Raw genomic sequence first — 17,755 nt, 5'->3', positions numbered from 1 at the left:
ATTACTCCAATAAGTCCGTTAGTTCTTGAATTATTTTCAAACTACCATTGTCACCGCTTCCATTCTTTGATAGTTCACTGAAACGAATAACTCGTTTCAGTTCATTATTAATCAGGGTTCTTAGTGACTTATCTTGCTCAATATTAGGAGGGATAACTATAAAGTCATGGATAATTGCTTCGGTTTTCCCTGTTTGTTCACTTTTACGTAATACTCTGCCTAACCTTTGTAACCACTGCCTCTCTACACCATTACTAGATACTATGTAAGCAGTTTGAATTGGCGGAATATTGAAGCCTTCATCTAACACTCTTTTTGATGTCAGAACTTGTAGCTCTTTATTAGAGAAGTCATCAATAATCTGGCTCGTTAATTTTTTGTCACAAGTCTCAGCGGAAGTCACTTGTCTATATCGGACATTTTCGCTTCTCAGGACTTGATTTATAGATATTAATTGATCTTTGTCTTTATCTGTACAAAAGACCAGAGTATATTCTTTTTGTTTTTGCACTTTAAATAGGTTGTGGAAACTAGATATTTTTTCTGAAGCATTCTCTGAAATAGCTCTTCTTCTTATTGCTAGTAGATCTGCCTTTTCTTCAGAATTTGAATCACCAAATCCATATAATCGTCGAATTTTTTGAGATAACTCAATCCACTTCTCTACTTCGTCGTTGTCCAAATATACCTTGTGTACAAAATACTTAAAGGGTACTAAGCACTTTCCAATTGCTTTTTCAACGGGAAAATCATAAACGACCTCCCCAAAGAAATTCTTTAATTCTAATGTACCAGCTTCGTCGTATTGCCTCTCAATTGTTGCGGAAAGAGCAAGTCTTAGATCAAAAAAAGTGGGTAAATTTGATAAAAAACCAGATGACCCCAAATTATGTGCTTCATCAGCTATCAACATCTTTAAGCATTGAAACTTTCCAAGCTCTTGCGAAATATCAGCATTTTTTAAAGCGCTATGTGTAAGAATAACTACTTTATGTTCGTCTGAATATCTGAGTTCTCTTTTGATACTTTTGATTTCTTTAATTATTGATCTACTAGATAATCCAGTTGTTTCTAAAGGAATTAGACCAAAACCTGTTACATCTTTAGCCCACTGGCTTATTAATGGTTTGGTGGGAACTGTAATTACTATTAATGCCTTACCTTCTTTGGACAGTGCTAAGGAAGCAGCTGCTAGAGACGTTAACGTTTTTCCTCCTCCTGTAGCAATAGATAATATACCTTCATTATTATTAGCCAACCAAGCATCAATAGCTTCGCCTTGATGCTTATACTCTCCAGTTCTGTAGTTTAGCCACTTTGGTATTGTCAGCTTTTTCATGTTATATTCACCCTCTATATGTGCTTTCAGATCATCTAGAAGTTTATTGAAATTATCATTTGACGTGTCAGATATTTTTGTTGAATGAAACATTTTGGAAACAGTTTTGTCATTCAACTTTAAGGTGTATGAATCGTTACGTCTGTCATCCCAAAAATCCAAAAATCTCAATTGATAGGAGTCAATAATTATATTGTTACTATTAGAGTCCCACGCTCTACTAAAAATAAGTTGCTCAAAATTAGTCATTAAACCTGATTTTGTCGCATTTCCCGACCCATGAATTGCAACTTTCCCACAACTTGTATTAAAAAGCCAGATTTTGGCATGCATCATCCCTTTTTTCATAAGTACAATACGAATATCTAACCTTTTTTTAGAGATCAAATACTTCATAACCTCTAGCGTATGTTTTGAGATAGCGTCTTTATCTAAGTTGTTTTCATCTACCAAGTAATGAAGTATTGATTCATCACAAGAATAAGCTTCCAATAGTGCATTTTTATCTTCTTCACTTAGGTTCGGGCTTATAATGAATCTTCCATAAGTACTCGGTTTTTCAAATAGATAGGCTAGTGGCTCCGCTAGTTCAGATAAGGCTTTAGATGAGAAGTATCCTGAGAGGCAATCAAAGCTAAAAGATGTTTTGGCGACAGGAAGAAATAGGTCATCTACAATGTTTGTTTCATTTGGAAAGTAAACAGGGGGTAGGTGGTCTAATAACTCACTAGATTTAGGAACTTTTGTCACTAGTTATCTCCATTTTCTCTTCTATTATTAAATAGTCACTTTCTGATTATTTATTACCCAAGTTTAGAAAAATAAATATAGATAGTAACAGCTTCAACATTTCCAACTAATTATAATCTTTTAAAATTAAAACTTCACTCCTTCTTCCTGGGGTTTTTATTGCCATTTCATCAAATGAATATATTTCAACGTATCTGTACAAGTTACTTTGCAAGTTTTTTACATCTTGACGATATGGTGCAGGATCATCGGAAAGCGCGTCGTGGAGCAAACGTGATACTTGACCAAAGCCCAAGTCACGCCCACTTTTATTTTCTTTAACTTGAGCTTTTAACCATCGATAGGCTTTACTTTGCTTGAAAATAATAGATGCTATCTCAACGTTATCCTTAGAATGTTCAATTTGAGCAAATGGAAGAGATGGGTTTAGAGTGTATTCATTTACACTTGCCCCAGGCTTTCCTAATGGGAAATCGGAGACGAATAACTCTGTCGCGAGAGAAAGTATCTCTTCTGGCCAAATAGCGGGTGAGTCACCGGTATCTTCATCCCGGAATTGTTTAAGGTATTCTTCCATTTTATCAAGCGTAGGAAGAGTTATCTCTATTGCGGATGTAGCAATCTTATTTATAAAAGTCCTGGACTCAGGACTAGGCGTGACTTGGCTACATGATTCTAGATTACTATCATTGACTAGTGCTAAACCTTTGCCAGTTAAGTTTGCACTCCCATTAAAAATGGTGTCTTCGTCAATTTGATAAATTTTAGCATGTAGGTTTACTAGAGCCTTAACCTGGTAACCATTTTTGATACAATCACGTAGCGCGTTTAAATCGCTTGAGCCCTTAACGAAGTCATTAGGTGTGAAACGACCGACTAGCTGAACAATAGGTTTATTTTCTGCGATTAAAAGACTCAGCCAGCGGGTAGCTGGCTGAGTCATGAATGCAGAAATGATAGTTAATTTTTTACAACTTGGAAGTATTACTTCTAATTGTTTAGTTAGTTCTGTGTTTGAAATTAAACCCGACATTAAAACTCATCCAAGTCATCGACTGATGGTTCTTCTAAAAACTCGCTGATGACCAGTCCCCACTCGCGACGAATCGTGTTTAAATATGCCAAGCGTCTTTCATCAGTAGTTTCGTTCATTACTCGAGCGAAGCCTGCAATTGTGGTTTGCATTATTTCAAGTTCATCAGGACCAAGTTTGCTGATGAGTTTTTGATAGAAGACGTGGTTAGTATTGAATAAAACAAGTGTTAAACCTTTGCTAGTAGACACGTCAAAAAATGCTTCTGAATCTCTCGCCACATCTTCAATTAGAAATCGATTACCGGTAAGAATTAAGCGTTCAGCTTTTTCTTCAGCTTCTTGCTCACTCATACCACCCACTGTTTTGAGGTGGTCTATAACGTCTTTCTTTTTTAATTCTTTAGGTGGAGCATCTTTTGTTTTATGACCATGTGTTTCTCTATGTGCAGAGCCTTGGGTTGCTTTAGAAGCGGCACCTTCAGAAGTAGTCTTCGGTTCGTCACCTTTAACAGCCTTGCCTTCAACATTTATAGTCTCTAGGCTTTTAGTTAATGCAGTAACTTGTTTCTTAATCACAGCAACGACTTTTAATACTTGTAGTAATGAATCTGAGTTTTCTTCTAGGTCTCGTAAATATTCTTGCTCAGAATCAAAACCAGCCTGTGTAAAAATGCTTTTCATCTCATAAGGTATTAACCTTATTGCATCTTGTTTATTGTTTGTGACGCCAAACACTGCATCAAGAGTGGGAGGGAAAGAAACTTCAATACCTACAAATCGGCCTTTACTCTCTCTTAACGCTGATGTTAAGAATGAATCTCTCAAGACTAGCTCTCTATTAGCTCGAACTATCGATACGCCCACGTTTTTGCTGCAGTGCTTCCCCCAAGAAGTACCACCTAATTTCCCTGTGGTTTCTTTTAGAATTCGATTGGATATATTTTTCTTAACCATGGATGTCGTGACTGTTACATCATCTCGTTTTGGTTCACCTTTTTCGTCGATATATTCTACCGAGATAACCTCTTCATCCATTTTTTCAAAGAACGCTTCACCCTTGTAATTGCCAGGTAGTTCAGGTAAAGATGTTTGCTTTTTAAGGTACATCGGATCGTTTGCTTTGAATGTCTCTTTGTCGTAGACATCAAGTCTATCGTCACCTGATTTACGGTAGGTGATGCTTTCAATTTTAATATTGTCATCACTGATGAAGTTGCGATACATTCGGCCTACCAAATGTTCACAATGGCGATATATCGATTTGCCAGTTTTCCAGCTAAGGCGGTCAAGTTTAGACCAAATAATTAATGTGCCAGATTCCGGCCTTTTGGTGAAAAAGGCTTTTTCATATTTCGCTGGGATAGGCTTAGCCTGTGGCACTGGGACATCTTCAAGCTGACCAGTTTTCATCTCATCGACGTCTAAATAAGTGAAGTGAGGCTCGCTACCATTTTTCCAACTCCATACTTCAACACGCTTACATTGTGAGATAGATGAATTAGGTAGCCCCATACCGAATTTACCCATACCTCCAGTATCTTTTTTATGAGTACCACCACCGAATTGCATAGCTACACGAAGAGTATCGATATCCATACCAATACCGTTATCCCAAAGTGAAATCTCCGAGACAGTATAATTTTTCCTAGCAGCAAGCTGCTCTTCAATGAAGCCAACTTCGACGCGAGTTGCAGTAGCTTGTAAACTATTATCAATTAGCTCAGCGAGCGCATAAGCAGTATTGTTGTAACCGTTATCTCTTAATGACTCAATGACAGTTTCTGCGCTTAAAAATCTATTACTCATTAATTTTTTCCTTTTCCACCCACATGTCATTCCAATGACTAAATGCTAGGCTGATACTTTGAAATTCGGGTATGTTGTCCATAACTGTATAAATGCTGCATTCTCGGTTGCCACCACTTTTATGACCGCGCATAGCGCGACCTGCCATTTGCAAATATTGCACTAACGAGTTCATTGGTTTAGCAATAACTGTGACATTTGTCTTTGGTGCATCAAATCCAGCAGTCAAAACATTAAAGTTCACGAGGACTTGTAGTTCCCCATTTTTATATTGAGCAATCTTAGCTCGCCTGCTTTCAGGAGAGTCGTTTTTACTATCAATAGAGGCTGCATTAATACCTTGGTATGCAAGAGCTGTTGCTAAGTTAATACTGTGCTCAACGGTACAGGCAAATACGATGATTTGAGAATTTAGGTTACATTCACTAATTATAGTTTTGATTATATTTTTATTGCGTTCTAAGTTGTTCGCTAATGTTGTCATTGTTTCCACACCGCCAGCATCTCGAAGTTCATAAGCCGCAATGTTTGAGTGATCGTAGTTAAGGGACTTAAAGTTAGCTTTTGCTAAGTAACCTTTTTCAACAAGGTAATCTATCGGAGATAGATATCCCGATATTTGCATAGATACTTTATTGTTATTGAAAAAAATAGCTAAGCGTTTATCTTCTTCAGACAGACCGTCTTCAGAGTAGCTTCGGCCTGGTGTAGCCGTTAAACCGATTAGGTCAGCGTGAAAGGCTTTATCACTAATGAAATCTTGCACTACTTCTTGGAATTTTGGAGCAATAGCTTTGTGTGCTTCATCAAAAATGACTAAGGTAACTTTTTCAGCGAGCTCTTTATATAGAAGCTGTAGCTGTTTTGAGTTGGTTTTTCTTAAGCTTAAAAACTTATGAAGGCCTGCAACAACAAAACCAGAATCAATACCACTTAGACTTTCTGTAGAACTTGAGTAGAAACCATATAAAGAGGTAGGGCGGTTCCCAAGAGAGTGCCATGCTTTAGAGAACTCTTCATAAGCTTGTGAACACAGCTCCTCTCGGTCTGCTAACCAAAGCACAAGATTATTGTCCGATTCTCTTAAATGTTCTGAGGCAATATTCATCGCAGTGCGTGTTTTGCCCGAGCCAGTTGGTAAATGAATCAAAACTCTCTTTTTATTGGTACGAAGATTGCTAAACACTTGCTGACTGATATCTTGCTGGTAAGGATAAAGGCCATAGGCAGGTTCGATACGAGCAATACTTTCAAGCTTCGTGTCTTGACCTAGTTGGTTGTTATAAAGTGTTGAAAGACCTAACGTTGACGCAAACAGGTTGGGATTCTCTTCTGACCAGCTGATAACAGCATCATAATGTTGTGGTGTTACTTGGTTTGGTTGAAGTTTAAAGCTTGGGAATAGCTCGGCTAATTGCTGTGGACTTAGTCGCTCAATGAGCTTGTCACGTAATGGTTTTTCAAATAAAAACTCAACTCGTTTTACACTAGCAACAATCCCTGCCAGTTTGGCTTTATTGAAAGAAGTGTCTTCTTTTGCCTGATCGTTATCAGTCTCAAGATCTAGTGCAAAGTTGATGGAGCTTTTGGGTAAAAAATCCAATAATTCATCTTCAGAAAAGTTTGAAAGAATTTCTACAAGCATTTTTAGCCTTTAAAAGTTGAACTCAGTAATTCGTAGTTAAACACTCAGAAAAAGCGAGTGTTTTCTTTTAATATTGCTCAATCATTTGATGTGCATTCAATAGATTACCTTAATACCCTATTAGCGACAATGTTATTAATGCTTAGTCGCATATAAGGGTTACAAAATGAGATGTTGTCATTGAAACATTAGTTGTAACGCGACGGATACCCCCTCTGGCAGGATAGTTGTCACTGTTAAAATTTAACCAGTTTGGGCGATAAAGAGTAATTGTGTCTCGTATCTCAGTAGAAAGAAAAGAAGCTATATTGAAGAAGCTGTTGCCTCCCTATTCGATGTCAGTTAAAGAAGTGTCGGAAGAGGAAGGAATTAGCACTGCGACCCTGTATCATTGGCGCCAGCAACTCAGACGTTCAGGAGCCGCCGTGCCAAATAGCAACACTTCATCAGAGCAGTGGTCTGCTCAAACTAAACTCGCCATTGTTGCCGAGTCTTACTCGATGACCGAAAGTGAACTCAGCCAATATTGTCGTGAAAAAGGTCTTTTCCCTGAACAAATCCAAAGTTGGCGCAGCGAATGTATGCAAGGGTTTAAGTCGAGTAAAGAGCAGGAAGCTGAAGCAAAGAAGCAGGCTAAAGCTGACAAACTTGAAATCAAAGAGTTGAAGAAAGATTTACGACTCAAAGAAAAAGCACTCGCTGAAACGGCCGCCCTCTTGGTACTAAGAAAAAAGCTGAGAGCCTTTTACGGGGAAGAGCCAGAGGACGATTAACCTCAACCGATGAAAGGCAGACCATAGTGACTCTTATCCTTGAAGCGAAGCAATGCGGATGCCGTTTAGAGCCAGCTTGCCATGAAGTTCAAATCGACTTGAGAACGTATCGTCGCTGGTATCAGCAAGGTGAAGTTCAAGCTGACAAAAGGCCGATATGCATCAGGCCAGAGCCTGCTAACAAGCTCTCTCAGCAAGAGCGTGATGCGATTATCGAGGTGTGTAACCGCTCTGAGTTCGCAAGCTTACCTCCGACTCAAATCGTCCCGACACTGCTTGACCGAGGTGAGTATATCGCCTCTGAATCGAGTTACTATCGGGTGCTGAGTGCACAGGGACAACTCCACAGACGAGGTCGTCAAAGAAGTAGGCAGAAGCAAGCGAAGCCATCAAGTTACACAGCGACAGATTCGAACCAAGTCTATACATGGGATATCACTTACTTACCTTCAAAAGTTCGAGGCCAACACTATTACCTGTATGTCATCGAGGACATCTACAGTCGAAAAATCGTTGGTTATGAAGTGTATGAGCGTGAATGCGGTGAGCTGGCGTCACAACTTCTGCAACGAACGTTGATGCGAGAGCAATGCTTCAATCAAGCGCTGGTTCTTCACTCAGATAATGGTGCACCGATGAAGTCGCTGACGTTTAAAGCAAAAATGGAAGAGTTAGGTATTACCTCATCGTATAGCCGCCCAAGAGTCAGCGATGATAACCCGTATGTCGAATCATTGTTCCGCACGGTAAAGTACATGCCAAGCTGGCCAACAAAGGGCTTTGAAAGTATCAACAGTAGTCGAAGTTGGGTTGAAGCCTTCGTACGCTGGTACAACACCGAGCATAAGCACAGTAAGCTAAATTACGTCACGCCTTCAGAGCGTCACAATGGAAAAGATAAAGAGATCTTGAAGCGCCGAGCAAAGGTATTACTCGCAGCAAAAGAGCTAAACCCTGAACGCTGGCCAGGTGATATCAGAAACTGTGAACCTGTTGGTGACATTCACCTAAATCCAGAAAGAGAAGCTGCTTAGTAAACAAGCGAATGATGACAACTACCTTGAAAAACGCCGGATAGGTATCAGAATTAACGGTTTGATAAGAGCTATAGCTCTCCCTAGTCTCTGATGTTTTGTATACAGTTTACGAGGTGTTACTGTCGATGTAAGCCATAAATCTGCTCATATCGCTTTACGGTTTGACAGTGGTCATGAAGCACCACGACTCCATCACACAGTGGAAGTCTATGAAATCATTGTTGTCGAGTTTTAGCTTGAGCAAGCGTAGAAGGGTAAATTGTGTCTTAAGTAACACCAGAGGTAACATCTTAAAACTCTATTGTTTTAATTATTATTATAATCAAAAGGATAGGTTTGATAGTAGAGTCCAGTAGCGGCACCACATTATACGAAAGAGCCCACCTAGCGTGGGCTTTTTTGTGTCTGAAATTCCTTTTTTTATCAGACTCTTAACCATTTCTTGGTCCCAAGAGATCCCATAGCACGTTGTAAAATCCACCATTATCCAATGACATATAGTTAATCTAAGCGGTGATCTACGTCTAGTAAGAGATGTAATTAACAGTTTCGTGAATGTGTAGTTGACGTGATGACCGTTCAAAAAATAAGGTTGGGTTATTCGTATTGATGAATATTCTCATTTTTGAGTACAAATTCACATTGGTAAGCTAGGTATGGAACTCACTTCGGTATTAAAAGAACTACAAGCTTTTGTGTATGCAGAACATGAAGCTAGCATGGAAAAACTTCTAGAAACTTGGAAGAAACCTTTAGAAGAAAAACTATTAAAAGGCGAAACTCAACGAATAGAGTCAGTAAGATGTTCCGGGTCTAATCACCTGGAAGTCGTATTAGGTGATAACGAATCACGCTTTAGAGAAGGCGATATGATTTGCTTGCATCTTGGCGACCCAAGTAACCATAAAGTATTTGGTCAAGTAGCTATTGAAGCTGAAAACGATGGAGAATGGCTGCTCAAAGTCAAAGTCGATCAAAGCTTACTTCCACAATTAAGTGAAGGCTGTTATGCCGACCCCGCAGGCATGGACTTAAAACCGTTTTATGATAAAGCTTTGGCTGATGTAGCAACATCGAAAGTCGGCAGAGACGTATTGCTACCCATGCTTTCCGGACATTTAAATACGGAAACGATTTATGACGAAGACTTTGATGAGGCTGCGGATTATGCCGAATCTCGAGGATTAAATGAAAAACAGAGTGAAGCTGTTGGTATTGGTGTCGCATCTAAATACTTAGCGTGTATTCAAGGTCCTCCCGGAACGGGTAAAACAAAAGTTATTAGTATTATCGCCAAGCTTCTTGTAGAGGCAGGGCAAAGAGTTTTCATGACTTCTCATACCCACATGGCGATCAATAATGCGCTCAACAAAATTGTAGAGGAAGGGGTTCCTGTTGCAAAAGTTTGCGCGAGTGGCGGTAAGAAATCACTGAGTGACAAGGTTCAGCATTTTGAATACGCATCAAAATGGCAAGATATACCGGACACTGGGTATGTGATTGGTGCGACACCTTTTGCTACCTGTAGTGAGCGACTTGAAAGCTTTACATTTGATACCATCATTTTTGACGAAGCTAGCCAAATTACCGTTCCATTGGCGTTAATGGCAATGAGGAAAGGGTGTCGATTTGTATTCGTTGGGGATCATAAGCAGCTTCCTCCTGTGATACTTTCTCAATCCGTTCTTGAGGACAGTTCGGCTTTCTCTAAGATGATTCTTGGCAATGAAAAGGTTTCGGTATTGTTAAGCCAAACTTATCGGATGTCTCCAGCCTTAACTGAATGGCCTAGTAACTGTTATTACAAGGGCGAATTAGAATCGAAAAGACCACCAACGCTGTCATCATTTTCTCTACCTAAAAAACCTCACAAGTATTCCGACGTCCTCTCTAGCGATCGACCTTCTGTATTTATCAAAACTCCAGGGGTCAATGCCCGAAGTGTAGATAGAAAAGAAGCGGCGTTAGTGGCCGATTTGATAACCGCGGCTGTTGAAGCGGGTCTATCTGCTGAAGAGATAGGTGTCGTTACACCGTTTCGGGGTCATGGCAAAGCTTTAAAGTCTTGCCTTCAGGATAAGTTGGGGATATTTGGATCAAAATTAGTGGTAACGGATACCGTGGAAAGGATGCAAGGCCAAGAGCGGGAAATGATTATAGTTTCATTCTGCTCCTCAGATCCGCAATACATTAGCGCTATCGCTGAATTCTTTTTCCAAGCGGAACGTCTCAATGTCGCCATTACTAGACCCCAGACTAAGTTGGTTATTATCGGCCCCGAAATCCCAGAAGGCATGCTGCAACAGGTGGATGATCCTAAGGTGCGACAAAACATTGAAGATTATAAATCTCTGGTTCGTCACTGTTATAAGGTGGAAGTAGATTAATGGCACATATAGATACGATTACAGGCTTAGACCGCAAGCATCGACGTCATTTCAAAAAGGTATTTGCTCGATTGGGCGATGATTTTTTTATTCGTGAGCCTCTAGACGATGCCTTAAAAGTGGCCCCCTGTATTGTTGAAGGACCTTGTAATAGCTGGGTTTTTGTTGGGTCTCATTCAGAAGTGCCAAGCCGAGCGGATATTCAGGTGTTGAGTCGATTCAATGACTTATTGGTGAAACGAAATTGTGCGGAAGTCAGATATCTCGCAGTGGTAGAAAACCTAGATTCGAACCATTCTCATTTACCTGATTATGTTCAAGTTATTAGTCAAATAGATTTCTATGCTAATGGTGAGCGAATCATCATCGACAAGTTGATAGAACTTTCGGCTGAACATTTTACCAGTATAAAAAAGAAGCTCTTCCCGGAGTCCGCTATCCCGACACAGTGCAGTACTCGTAGACAGCATCTAGTGAGTGATAACTCGGCTAGGTTATTGCCTTTTTTCCTGGATTATGACCAAGAATTAGCGACTCGGCTAGATATTCTGGAGTCGGTAGATCAGGATGAAGAGCAGCAGGATGAGTTCTCGGTTCGTTTGATCAATGGAGTCGCCGGAAGTGGCAAAACGCTCATTTTAATAAATCGAGCAATTCTCTATTGTAAGAAATTCCCTGAGAAAAAGGTACGGCTGATTATACATAACAACCCGGTGGTTGAAGATATTAAGCTCAAGTTTAAAACATGGTTAGGCGGAAAACCTGAAAACCTTGAAATACAAACATTTCACTCCTTTGCGTGGCAGCAATACAAAGCAACATTTAATTATGTAAGCGCACTGTTTAAAGAGAAAGATGTTGAAGCCGCAAAGAAAAAAATTCTTAATAATGCCCATGCTTGCTATACAGAATTGTCGCTTAAAGACAGTCAAATTTGGGATGAACTTGAGTATATCAACGACTACTTAATTAAAGATAAAGATGAGTATCTAGAATATGACCGACAGGGGCGAGGTTTTGCATTACAGAAAAGTCAAAGGGAACATGTTTGGCAACTGTATGAGATTTTAATTGAAAAACTCTCAGATCCTAAAGGTTATCTTCCCCATATTTATATTAAAGAACTCGCGTTATCTGCTAGTTCGTTACAGAGCTTCGATCATTTTATGATTGATGAAGCACAATTTTTTGCGCCGTCTTGGCTTGAGGTGGTTAAAAGGTCTCTAGTACCCGGAGGAAGCATTTTCATGTGTGCCGATCCTAATCAAGGTTTTCTAAAAAGACGGTTAAGTTGGAAAAGTGTCGGATTGAATGTTCGCGGTAGAACTAAACGTTTAAACCATTCATACCGAACAACCTATGAAATCATGACCGCGTCAAATTCACTTTTAGACGAGTTAGATAGCAGCCCCGAAGATTACGTTAAGCCTGACTTTGACCAAATGGCGCGGGGAAGTAAGCCTCATATTATCTACTCAAGAAGCCACCAAGATGAGAATGCTCGTTTCTTAAATGAGATTGAAGCTCTAGTTAAGTCTCAAAAAGTACCACTGCATCACATTATGGTGGTTTACAGCCGTCAATATAAGCCGTGGAATTTAAAAAGAGAGATTGAGGCCAGAACGGGTCATAACACCGTTGTGAATTATAACGATAAGGACGATCTTAAAACCGTTGTGGGCAGCAGAATCAAAATTATGTCGGTGAATAGCTGTACGGGCATGGAAGCACCCACAACATTCGTATTGGGTGCTGGGCATATCATTAACCAAGCTAAGCATCTTGATTTCACAGAATCAGAACGAGAGGAAGCGTTGCAAGAATCGTTGCGTAAACTCTACGTAGCCATGACGAGGGCGGGTCAAAACTTGGTGGTATTTAGTACCGAAGCATTTCCGGATTCGGTTATACCTCACGTGGAACGCTCTGGCGACCATTCAATGGCGTAAATTAATCGGCTAAACCGACGCTCTATTAAATGCAAAAAGTCGCATTTACGATACAATACTACGCAATAAATCTTGGCTCTGCTGTTCAGAGCCAAGTCCTACATTATTCGAGTAATTAAGAACATGGCAAAAGCACCCGCTAACAAGAAACCCGCCTCAAAAGCTAAGCCCGCGTCAAAAGCTAAAAAAGCGACCAAAGGCTTTGAAGAGACCCTTTGGGATACCGCTAATCAGTTGCGTGGCAGTGTTGAGTCATCTGAATACAAACACGTGGTATTAAGTCTTGTGTTCTTAAAGTTCATCAGCGACAAGTTTGAAGCACGCCGTCAGAAGATGATAGACGATGGGCAAGAAGCTTTTGTTGAGATGAAAGAGTTCTACCAACAAGACAACATCTTCTTTTTGCCAGAAGATGCGCGTTGGTCATTTGTTAAAGCGCGCGCTAAGCAAGACGATATCGCTATCATCATTGATACCGCTTTATCGACTATCGAAAAAAACAACCCAAGCTTAAAAGACGCTCTGCCAGACAACTACTTCTCGCGCCAAGGTCTGGAAGTGAAAAAGCTGGCGTCACTTATCGACAGCATTGAAAACATTGATACGCTGGCGAACGAATGTGACATGAGCGAAGAAGACTTAATCGGTCGGGTTTACGAATACTTTCTAGGTAAGTTTGCAGCAACCGAAGGCAAAGGTGGTGGCGAGTTCTACACGCCTAAGTCAGTGGTAACACTGTTAGCTGAAATGCTAGAACCTTTCCAAGGCAAAATCTACGATCCGGCTTGTGGCTCGGGCGGTATGTTTGTTCAGTCGTTAAAGTTCATTAAAGAGCACGAAGGGCGTACTAAAGACATCGCAATCTATGGTCAAGAGCTGACCTCCACTACTTATAAACTGGCGAAGATGAACTTAGCCATTCGCGGTTTATCGGGCAACTTAGGTGAGCGTGCAGCTGATACCTTCTTTGCTGACCAGCATAAAGACTTAAAAGCCGATTACATCATGGCGAATCCACCGTTTAACCTTAAAGGTTGGCGTAATGAAGCAGAGCTAACCGATGATGCGCGCTTTGCCGGCTATCGTACTCCACCAACAGGCAACGCCAACTACGGTTGGATTTTGCACATGCTCTCGAAGCTAAGTGAAACAGGCACGGCGGGTTTTGTATTAGCGAACGGCTCAATGAGTTCAAACACGTCCGGTGAAGGGGAAATCCGCGAGCAGCTTATCGAGAACGATCGCGTTGAATGTATGATTGCTCTGCCGGGGCAGCTGTTCTTTACTACGCAGATCCCTGTGTGCATTTGGTTTATCACTAAAGACAAAACCGAGAACACCACCAAAGGTTTCCGTAACCGCCAAAAAGAGACGCTGTTTATTGATGCCCGTGAAATGGGCACCATGATTAGCCGCACCAATAAAGAGCTCACTAAAGACGACATCGCGCTGATTGCCGACACATACCATGCTTGGCGTTGTGATGACGCAGAACTCAAAGCGCGTATTGAGCGTGGTGACGGTAAAGTAGAGAAGTATCAAGACCAAGCTGGTTTTAGCAAGTCAGCGACGATTGCTGATATCAAGGCTAATGATTTTGTACTGACGCCGGGGCGTTACGTAGGCGCTGCGGAAGTTGAAGATGACGGCATTCCGTTTGAAACCAAGATGAGTGAGCTTTCACAAACCCTATACAGCCAAATGAATCAATCTCAAGAGTTGGATAAAGCGATTCGCCAAAACTTGGAGGCGTTGGGTTATGGGGAGTGATTGGAAAACACATTCATTGGGCGACCTTATTGATGTGAAACATGGTTTTGCTTTTAAGGGGGAATAACATGCGAGAAGGTATTGATAATGGCCCCATTGTCGTTGCAATCGGCAATTTCGATTATAGTGGTGGGTTTCGATTTTCGGAGACGAAACTAAAGCGGTATACATCGGAGTTTCCTACCGATTATATTTTGACTCCCGGGGATATATTGCTTGCGATGACCTGTCAAACATCAGGTGGCGAAATCTTGGGAATACCAGGCATGATTCCAGATGATGGGGAAATATACTTACATAATCAACGACTAGGAAAAGTAATTATAAAAGAACCTAGTTTAGTATGCCCTGAATACCTGTACTGGCTGTTTTTAAGTCAACCTTTCAACAACTTTGTTTTCCAACGCGCCACCGGGACAAAAATATTACATACTTCACCCAAGAAAATTATGGAGTATGAGACTAAATTTCCAACACTCTCTGAGCAGCTCAATCTCAGCGAAGTATTATGTCAAGTAAGTAATAAAATCATACTCAACAACCAAATTAACCAAACCCTAGAGCAAATGGCACAAACGTTGTTCAAGTCTTGGTTTGTCGATTTTGACCCAGTAAAAGCCAAAATGAATGGCGAACAGCCAAAAGGGATGGATGCGCCTTTTCTTTCAAAAGAAGTTGCCTCGCTTTTCCCAGAAAAGCTCGTTGAGTCTGAGTTGGGCTTGATACCCGAAGGTTGGGACGTTGGAACACTAGATAGTCATACATCGATGATTATCGACCATCGCGGAAAAACACCTAAAAAACTCGGTAGTGATTGGGTTGAAGAAGGTTATCCAGCAATTTCGGCAAAAAACATTAAATCTAAGAAGATTGTTCGACCAGATACAATCCGCTTTCTTGATGAAACTACATATAGAAAATGGATGAAAGAGCCTCTTGTCAAAGGCGATATCATCATGACATCTGAAGCCCCGATGGGTGAACTGTACTTCTTTGATGGGTCACAAGACTTTTGCTTAAGCCAAAGATTATATGGGCTTAGAGCAAACTCTGATGTTTGCAATCCAGTATTTTTATTTGACTGGCTACAAACAACCCAAGCAAAGGCGGATATGGAAGGTCGAGCTTCAGGTTCTACAGTCTTAGGCATCAAGCAGGCAGAATTACGCAAGGTTAAAATCTTAACACCACCTAAAGACATTCTAGATAAATATAGCTCTATTGTGAGCAACCTAGTTGATATGACAGCAAAGAATAATGCACAAAATATCAGTCTAGAAAAGTTGCGCGACACCTTGCTCCCTAAATTGCTTTCCGGCGAAATCGACTTAGAAAACCTGCAAGTAGAACAAGCTATAGCAATTGCAGAGTAACCTTTCGTCATTCCAGAAAGTGAGGGACGAACTTATCAGGAATCTCGTTTTTGGCGGTGGTGAAAAGCGAGATCTCAGATACCTCGTTCCTCGGTTCTGAGATGACGAAGGTGGGAATTAGATGAATCCGAAATAGAACAAAGCAAAGCGTAGGTGGAACCATAATATAATGAACGCAACTAATACTCGTGAAATCGACATTTCTGAATTGACGACACTGTGTGAAACAAGCACTTTGCAAAAAGGCATCTTGCTTTCACGCAGTGGTGCAGTACGCAAGCTTAACCTTGTTGGCAACACCGCGACCGCACAGGTCAAAGGCAGCCTCAATTATCAAGTGAGCCTCGATTTCACTGGCGATCTGGTTGGCACTTGTACTTGCCCTGCGGCGCAATATCAAATGTTGTGCAAGCACGGCGTGGCGGTTGCCCTTTGCCTACAAGACCAAGAACAAGCTTTAAACCAAAGTAGTGAACGAGATACCATAAAAAATCACCTGCAAAGCCTTGGTGAAGAGGCCATGGTAGAGATGCTACTCGAATACCTAGAAGAAGATGAGTACACATGGAATGCACTGCTGACAAAAATTGAAATACGCGGAAAGCCAGCCGTATATGGCGAGCTGAAAAAGTTGGTTACCCAAGCCTTACCGCGAGAACAGCTCTGGGATTGGCGAGAAAGCCATGATTATTTCAACTCAGCAGAAATTCAATTGAACATGATCATTGAATCAATGCAAAGCCTTAACGCCGATCATCAATGGAAATTAATCAACTACCTTGTTGAACGGTTGAATAAGGTGCTAGAGCAAATTGATGACTCCAATGGCGATCGTTATGGCATTGAAAGCATGATTAACGAACACATGCCAAAGACGCTGGCAAAGCTTAATTGGAGTGAGCAAGAGAAAGCGCAGTGGATGTTTGAGCGTTTGACCCATTACGAATTTGACGTATTTCCTTCGATTGAAGAGAGTTTTGGAGCGATTTGGCAATCTAACACCCACTTTCTAACCTTATGCCGCCAAGCGATAGATCAAGCATCGCAAGATGAGAGTAGCTGGAACTTACGCTCATGGGCAGTTCCGTTAATGAAACACAGCTCCGATTGGCGTGAAGTGGCGGAAATTAAACAAAAAATAGCACGAACGTGTCGAGATTATCTTGAAGTTGTTGATATGTTCATTGATGAGCAAGAGCCGTTAGAAGCTGAGTTTTGGTTAGCTAAGGCGAAAAAAATGGCGAGTGATTATGAACTTCGTGCGTGCGAACAAGCTCAATTCCGTCTTTATGTTGAACTAGGTGAAATCCATTCTGCATGGGTATTAGCTAACCGTTTGTTAGAACAATCACCAAGCTTTCAATATTATCAACAGTTAGCGAAGTTTAAAGCCAATTACCAAATTGATGATGTTGAATTTTTCTCCCGCACTGAACTGCTACTTGCCAATGCCTATCAACAACCAGACCGCTATAATCAAGCTTCTGATCGTACGGATGCCTTGGTTCTGTTCTATATCGATAACCAGCAATTAGACAAAGCGTGCGAATGGGTTGCCGAACATAAAATATCAATACAAGGACTTATTTCGCTTGCCGATCATATTGTGGATGATAAACCTGAAAATACGCTGGATTATTATCTGCGAGCAGTCTCATCTTATATCGAACAGACCAATAATACGGCTTACGATCAAGCTTTAGAGTTACTTCGACGTTTAGAGAATATGCTGAAATCGCATCCTACTCAATTGGCGACATTTTATAGTCAGGTGGCGCAACTCGCTACCACGTACAAGCGTAAGCGTAATATGTTCGCTTTAATTCAGAAATATTATTCAAAATATATCTGATTCTGCGGAGGTGACAAGATCTGCGGTGTTGAGAAAATG

10 protein-coding genes are annotated in these 17,755 nt (G+C 40.8%); 6 read left to right on the top strand and 4 right to left on the bottom strand.

Going from position 1 to position 17,755, the window contains the following annotated elements; genetic code table 11:
* Position 1 precedes the first annotated feature (1 nt).
* From OCV30_RS08265 to OCV30_RS08250, 4 genes are all read right to left on the bottom strand, one after another.
* A complete protein-coding gene (locus OCV30_RS08265; RefSeq protein ID WP_065678371.1) occupies positions 2–2,089 on the bottom strand; it encodes a DEAD/DEAH box helicase family protein in 2,088 nt (695 codons plus the stop codon).
* Positions 2,090–2,195: 106 nt separating this feature from the next.
* Complete coding sequence (locus OCV30_RS08260; RefSeq protein WP_065678370.1) at positions 2,196–3,122, bottom strand: phospholipase D-like domain-containing protein; 927 nt, start codon at positions 3,120–3,122, stop codon at positions 2,196–2,198.
* Entirely contained in the window at positions 3,122–4,930 is a 1,809-nt protein-coding gene (locus OCV30_RS08255; protein WP_065678369.1) for an ATP-binding protein, read from the bottom strand. The genes OCV30_RS08260 and OCV30_RS08255 overlap by 1 nt, the downstream gene beginning before the upstream one ends.
* The gene (locus OCV30_RS08250) at positions 4,923–6,575 is read right to left on the bottom strand and encodes a DEAD/DEAH box helicase (protein ID WP_065678368.1); all 1,653 of its coding nucleotides are present in this window, start codon (positions 6,573–6,575) and stop codon (positions 4,923–4,925) included. Before OCV30_RS08250 ends, OCV30_RS08255 begins: the two co-directional genes overlap by 8 nt.
* Before the next feature lie 272 nt (positions 6,576–6,847).
* Here OCV30_RS08250 and OCV30_RS08245 point away from each other — a divergent pair.
* The 6 genes from OCV30_RS08245 (at position 6,848) to OCV30_RS08220 (ending at position 17,716) form a co-directional block, all read left to right on the top strand.
* A protein-coding gene (locus tag OCV30_RS08245) for an IS3 family transposase (RefSeq protein WP_370736707.1) occupies positions 6,848–8,382 on the top strand; the annotation gives its coding sequence in 2 pieces (ribosomal slippage) (positions 6,848–7,301 and positions 7,301–8,382; 1,536 coding nt in all).
* A 659-nt stretch (positions 8,383–9,041) separates the two neighbouring features.
* Entirely contained in the window at positions 9,042–10,772 is a 1,731-nt protein-coding gene (locus OCV30_RS08240) for a DEAD/DEAH box helicase (RefSeq protein ID WP_065679646.1), read from the top strand.
* Entirely contained in the window at positions 10,772–12,721 is a 1,950-nt protein-coding gene (locus tag OCV30_RS08235; RefSeq protein ID WP_065679647.1) for a 3'-5' exonuclease, read from the top strand. Before OCV30_RS08240 ends, OCV30_RS08235 begins: the two co-directional genes overlap by 1 nt.
* Positions 12,722–12,844: 123 nt before the next feature.
* Complete coding sequence (locus tag OCV30_RS08230) at positions 12,845–14,491, top strand: type I restriction-modification system subunit M (protein ID WP_065679648.1); 1,647 nt, start codon at positions 12,845–12,847, stop codon at positions 14,489–14,491.
* 68 nt (positions 14,492–14,559) lie between these two features.
* Positions 14,560–15,864, top strand: coding sequence for a restriction endonuclease subunit S (locus tag OCV30_RS08225; protein WP_065679649.1), 1,305 nt, complete (start codon positions 14,560–14,562; stop codon positions 15,862–15,864).
* A gap of 169 nt (positions 15,865–16,033) precedes the next feature.
* Positions 16,034–17,716: an SWIM zinc finger family protein gene (locus tag OCV30_RS08220; RefSeq protein ID WP_065679650.1), complete on the top strand. Its 1,683-nt coding sequence runs from the start codon at positions 16,034–16,036 to the stop codon at positions 17,714–17,716.
* The last annotated feature ends 39 nt before the right edge of the window (positions 17,717–17,755 follow it).

It is taken from the genome of Vibrio atlanticus (genome assembly GCF_024347315.1).
Classification (GTDB): domain Bacteria; phylum Pseudomonadota; class Gammaproteobacteria; order Enterobacterales; family Vibrionaceae; genus Vibrio; species Vibrio atlanticus.
The sequence above is the reverse complement of the archived record's forward strand: the minus strand, read 5'-3'. Positions and strand labels throughout refer to the sequence as shown.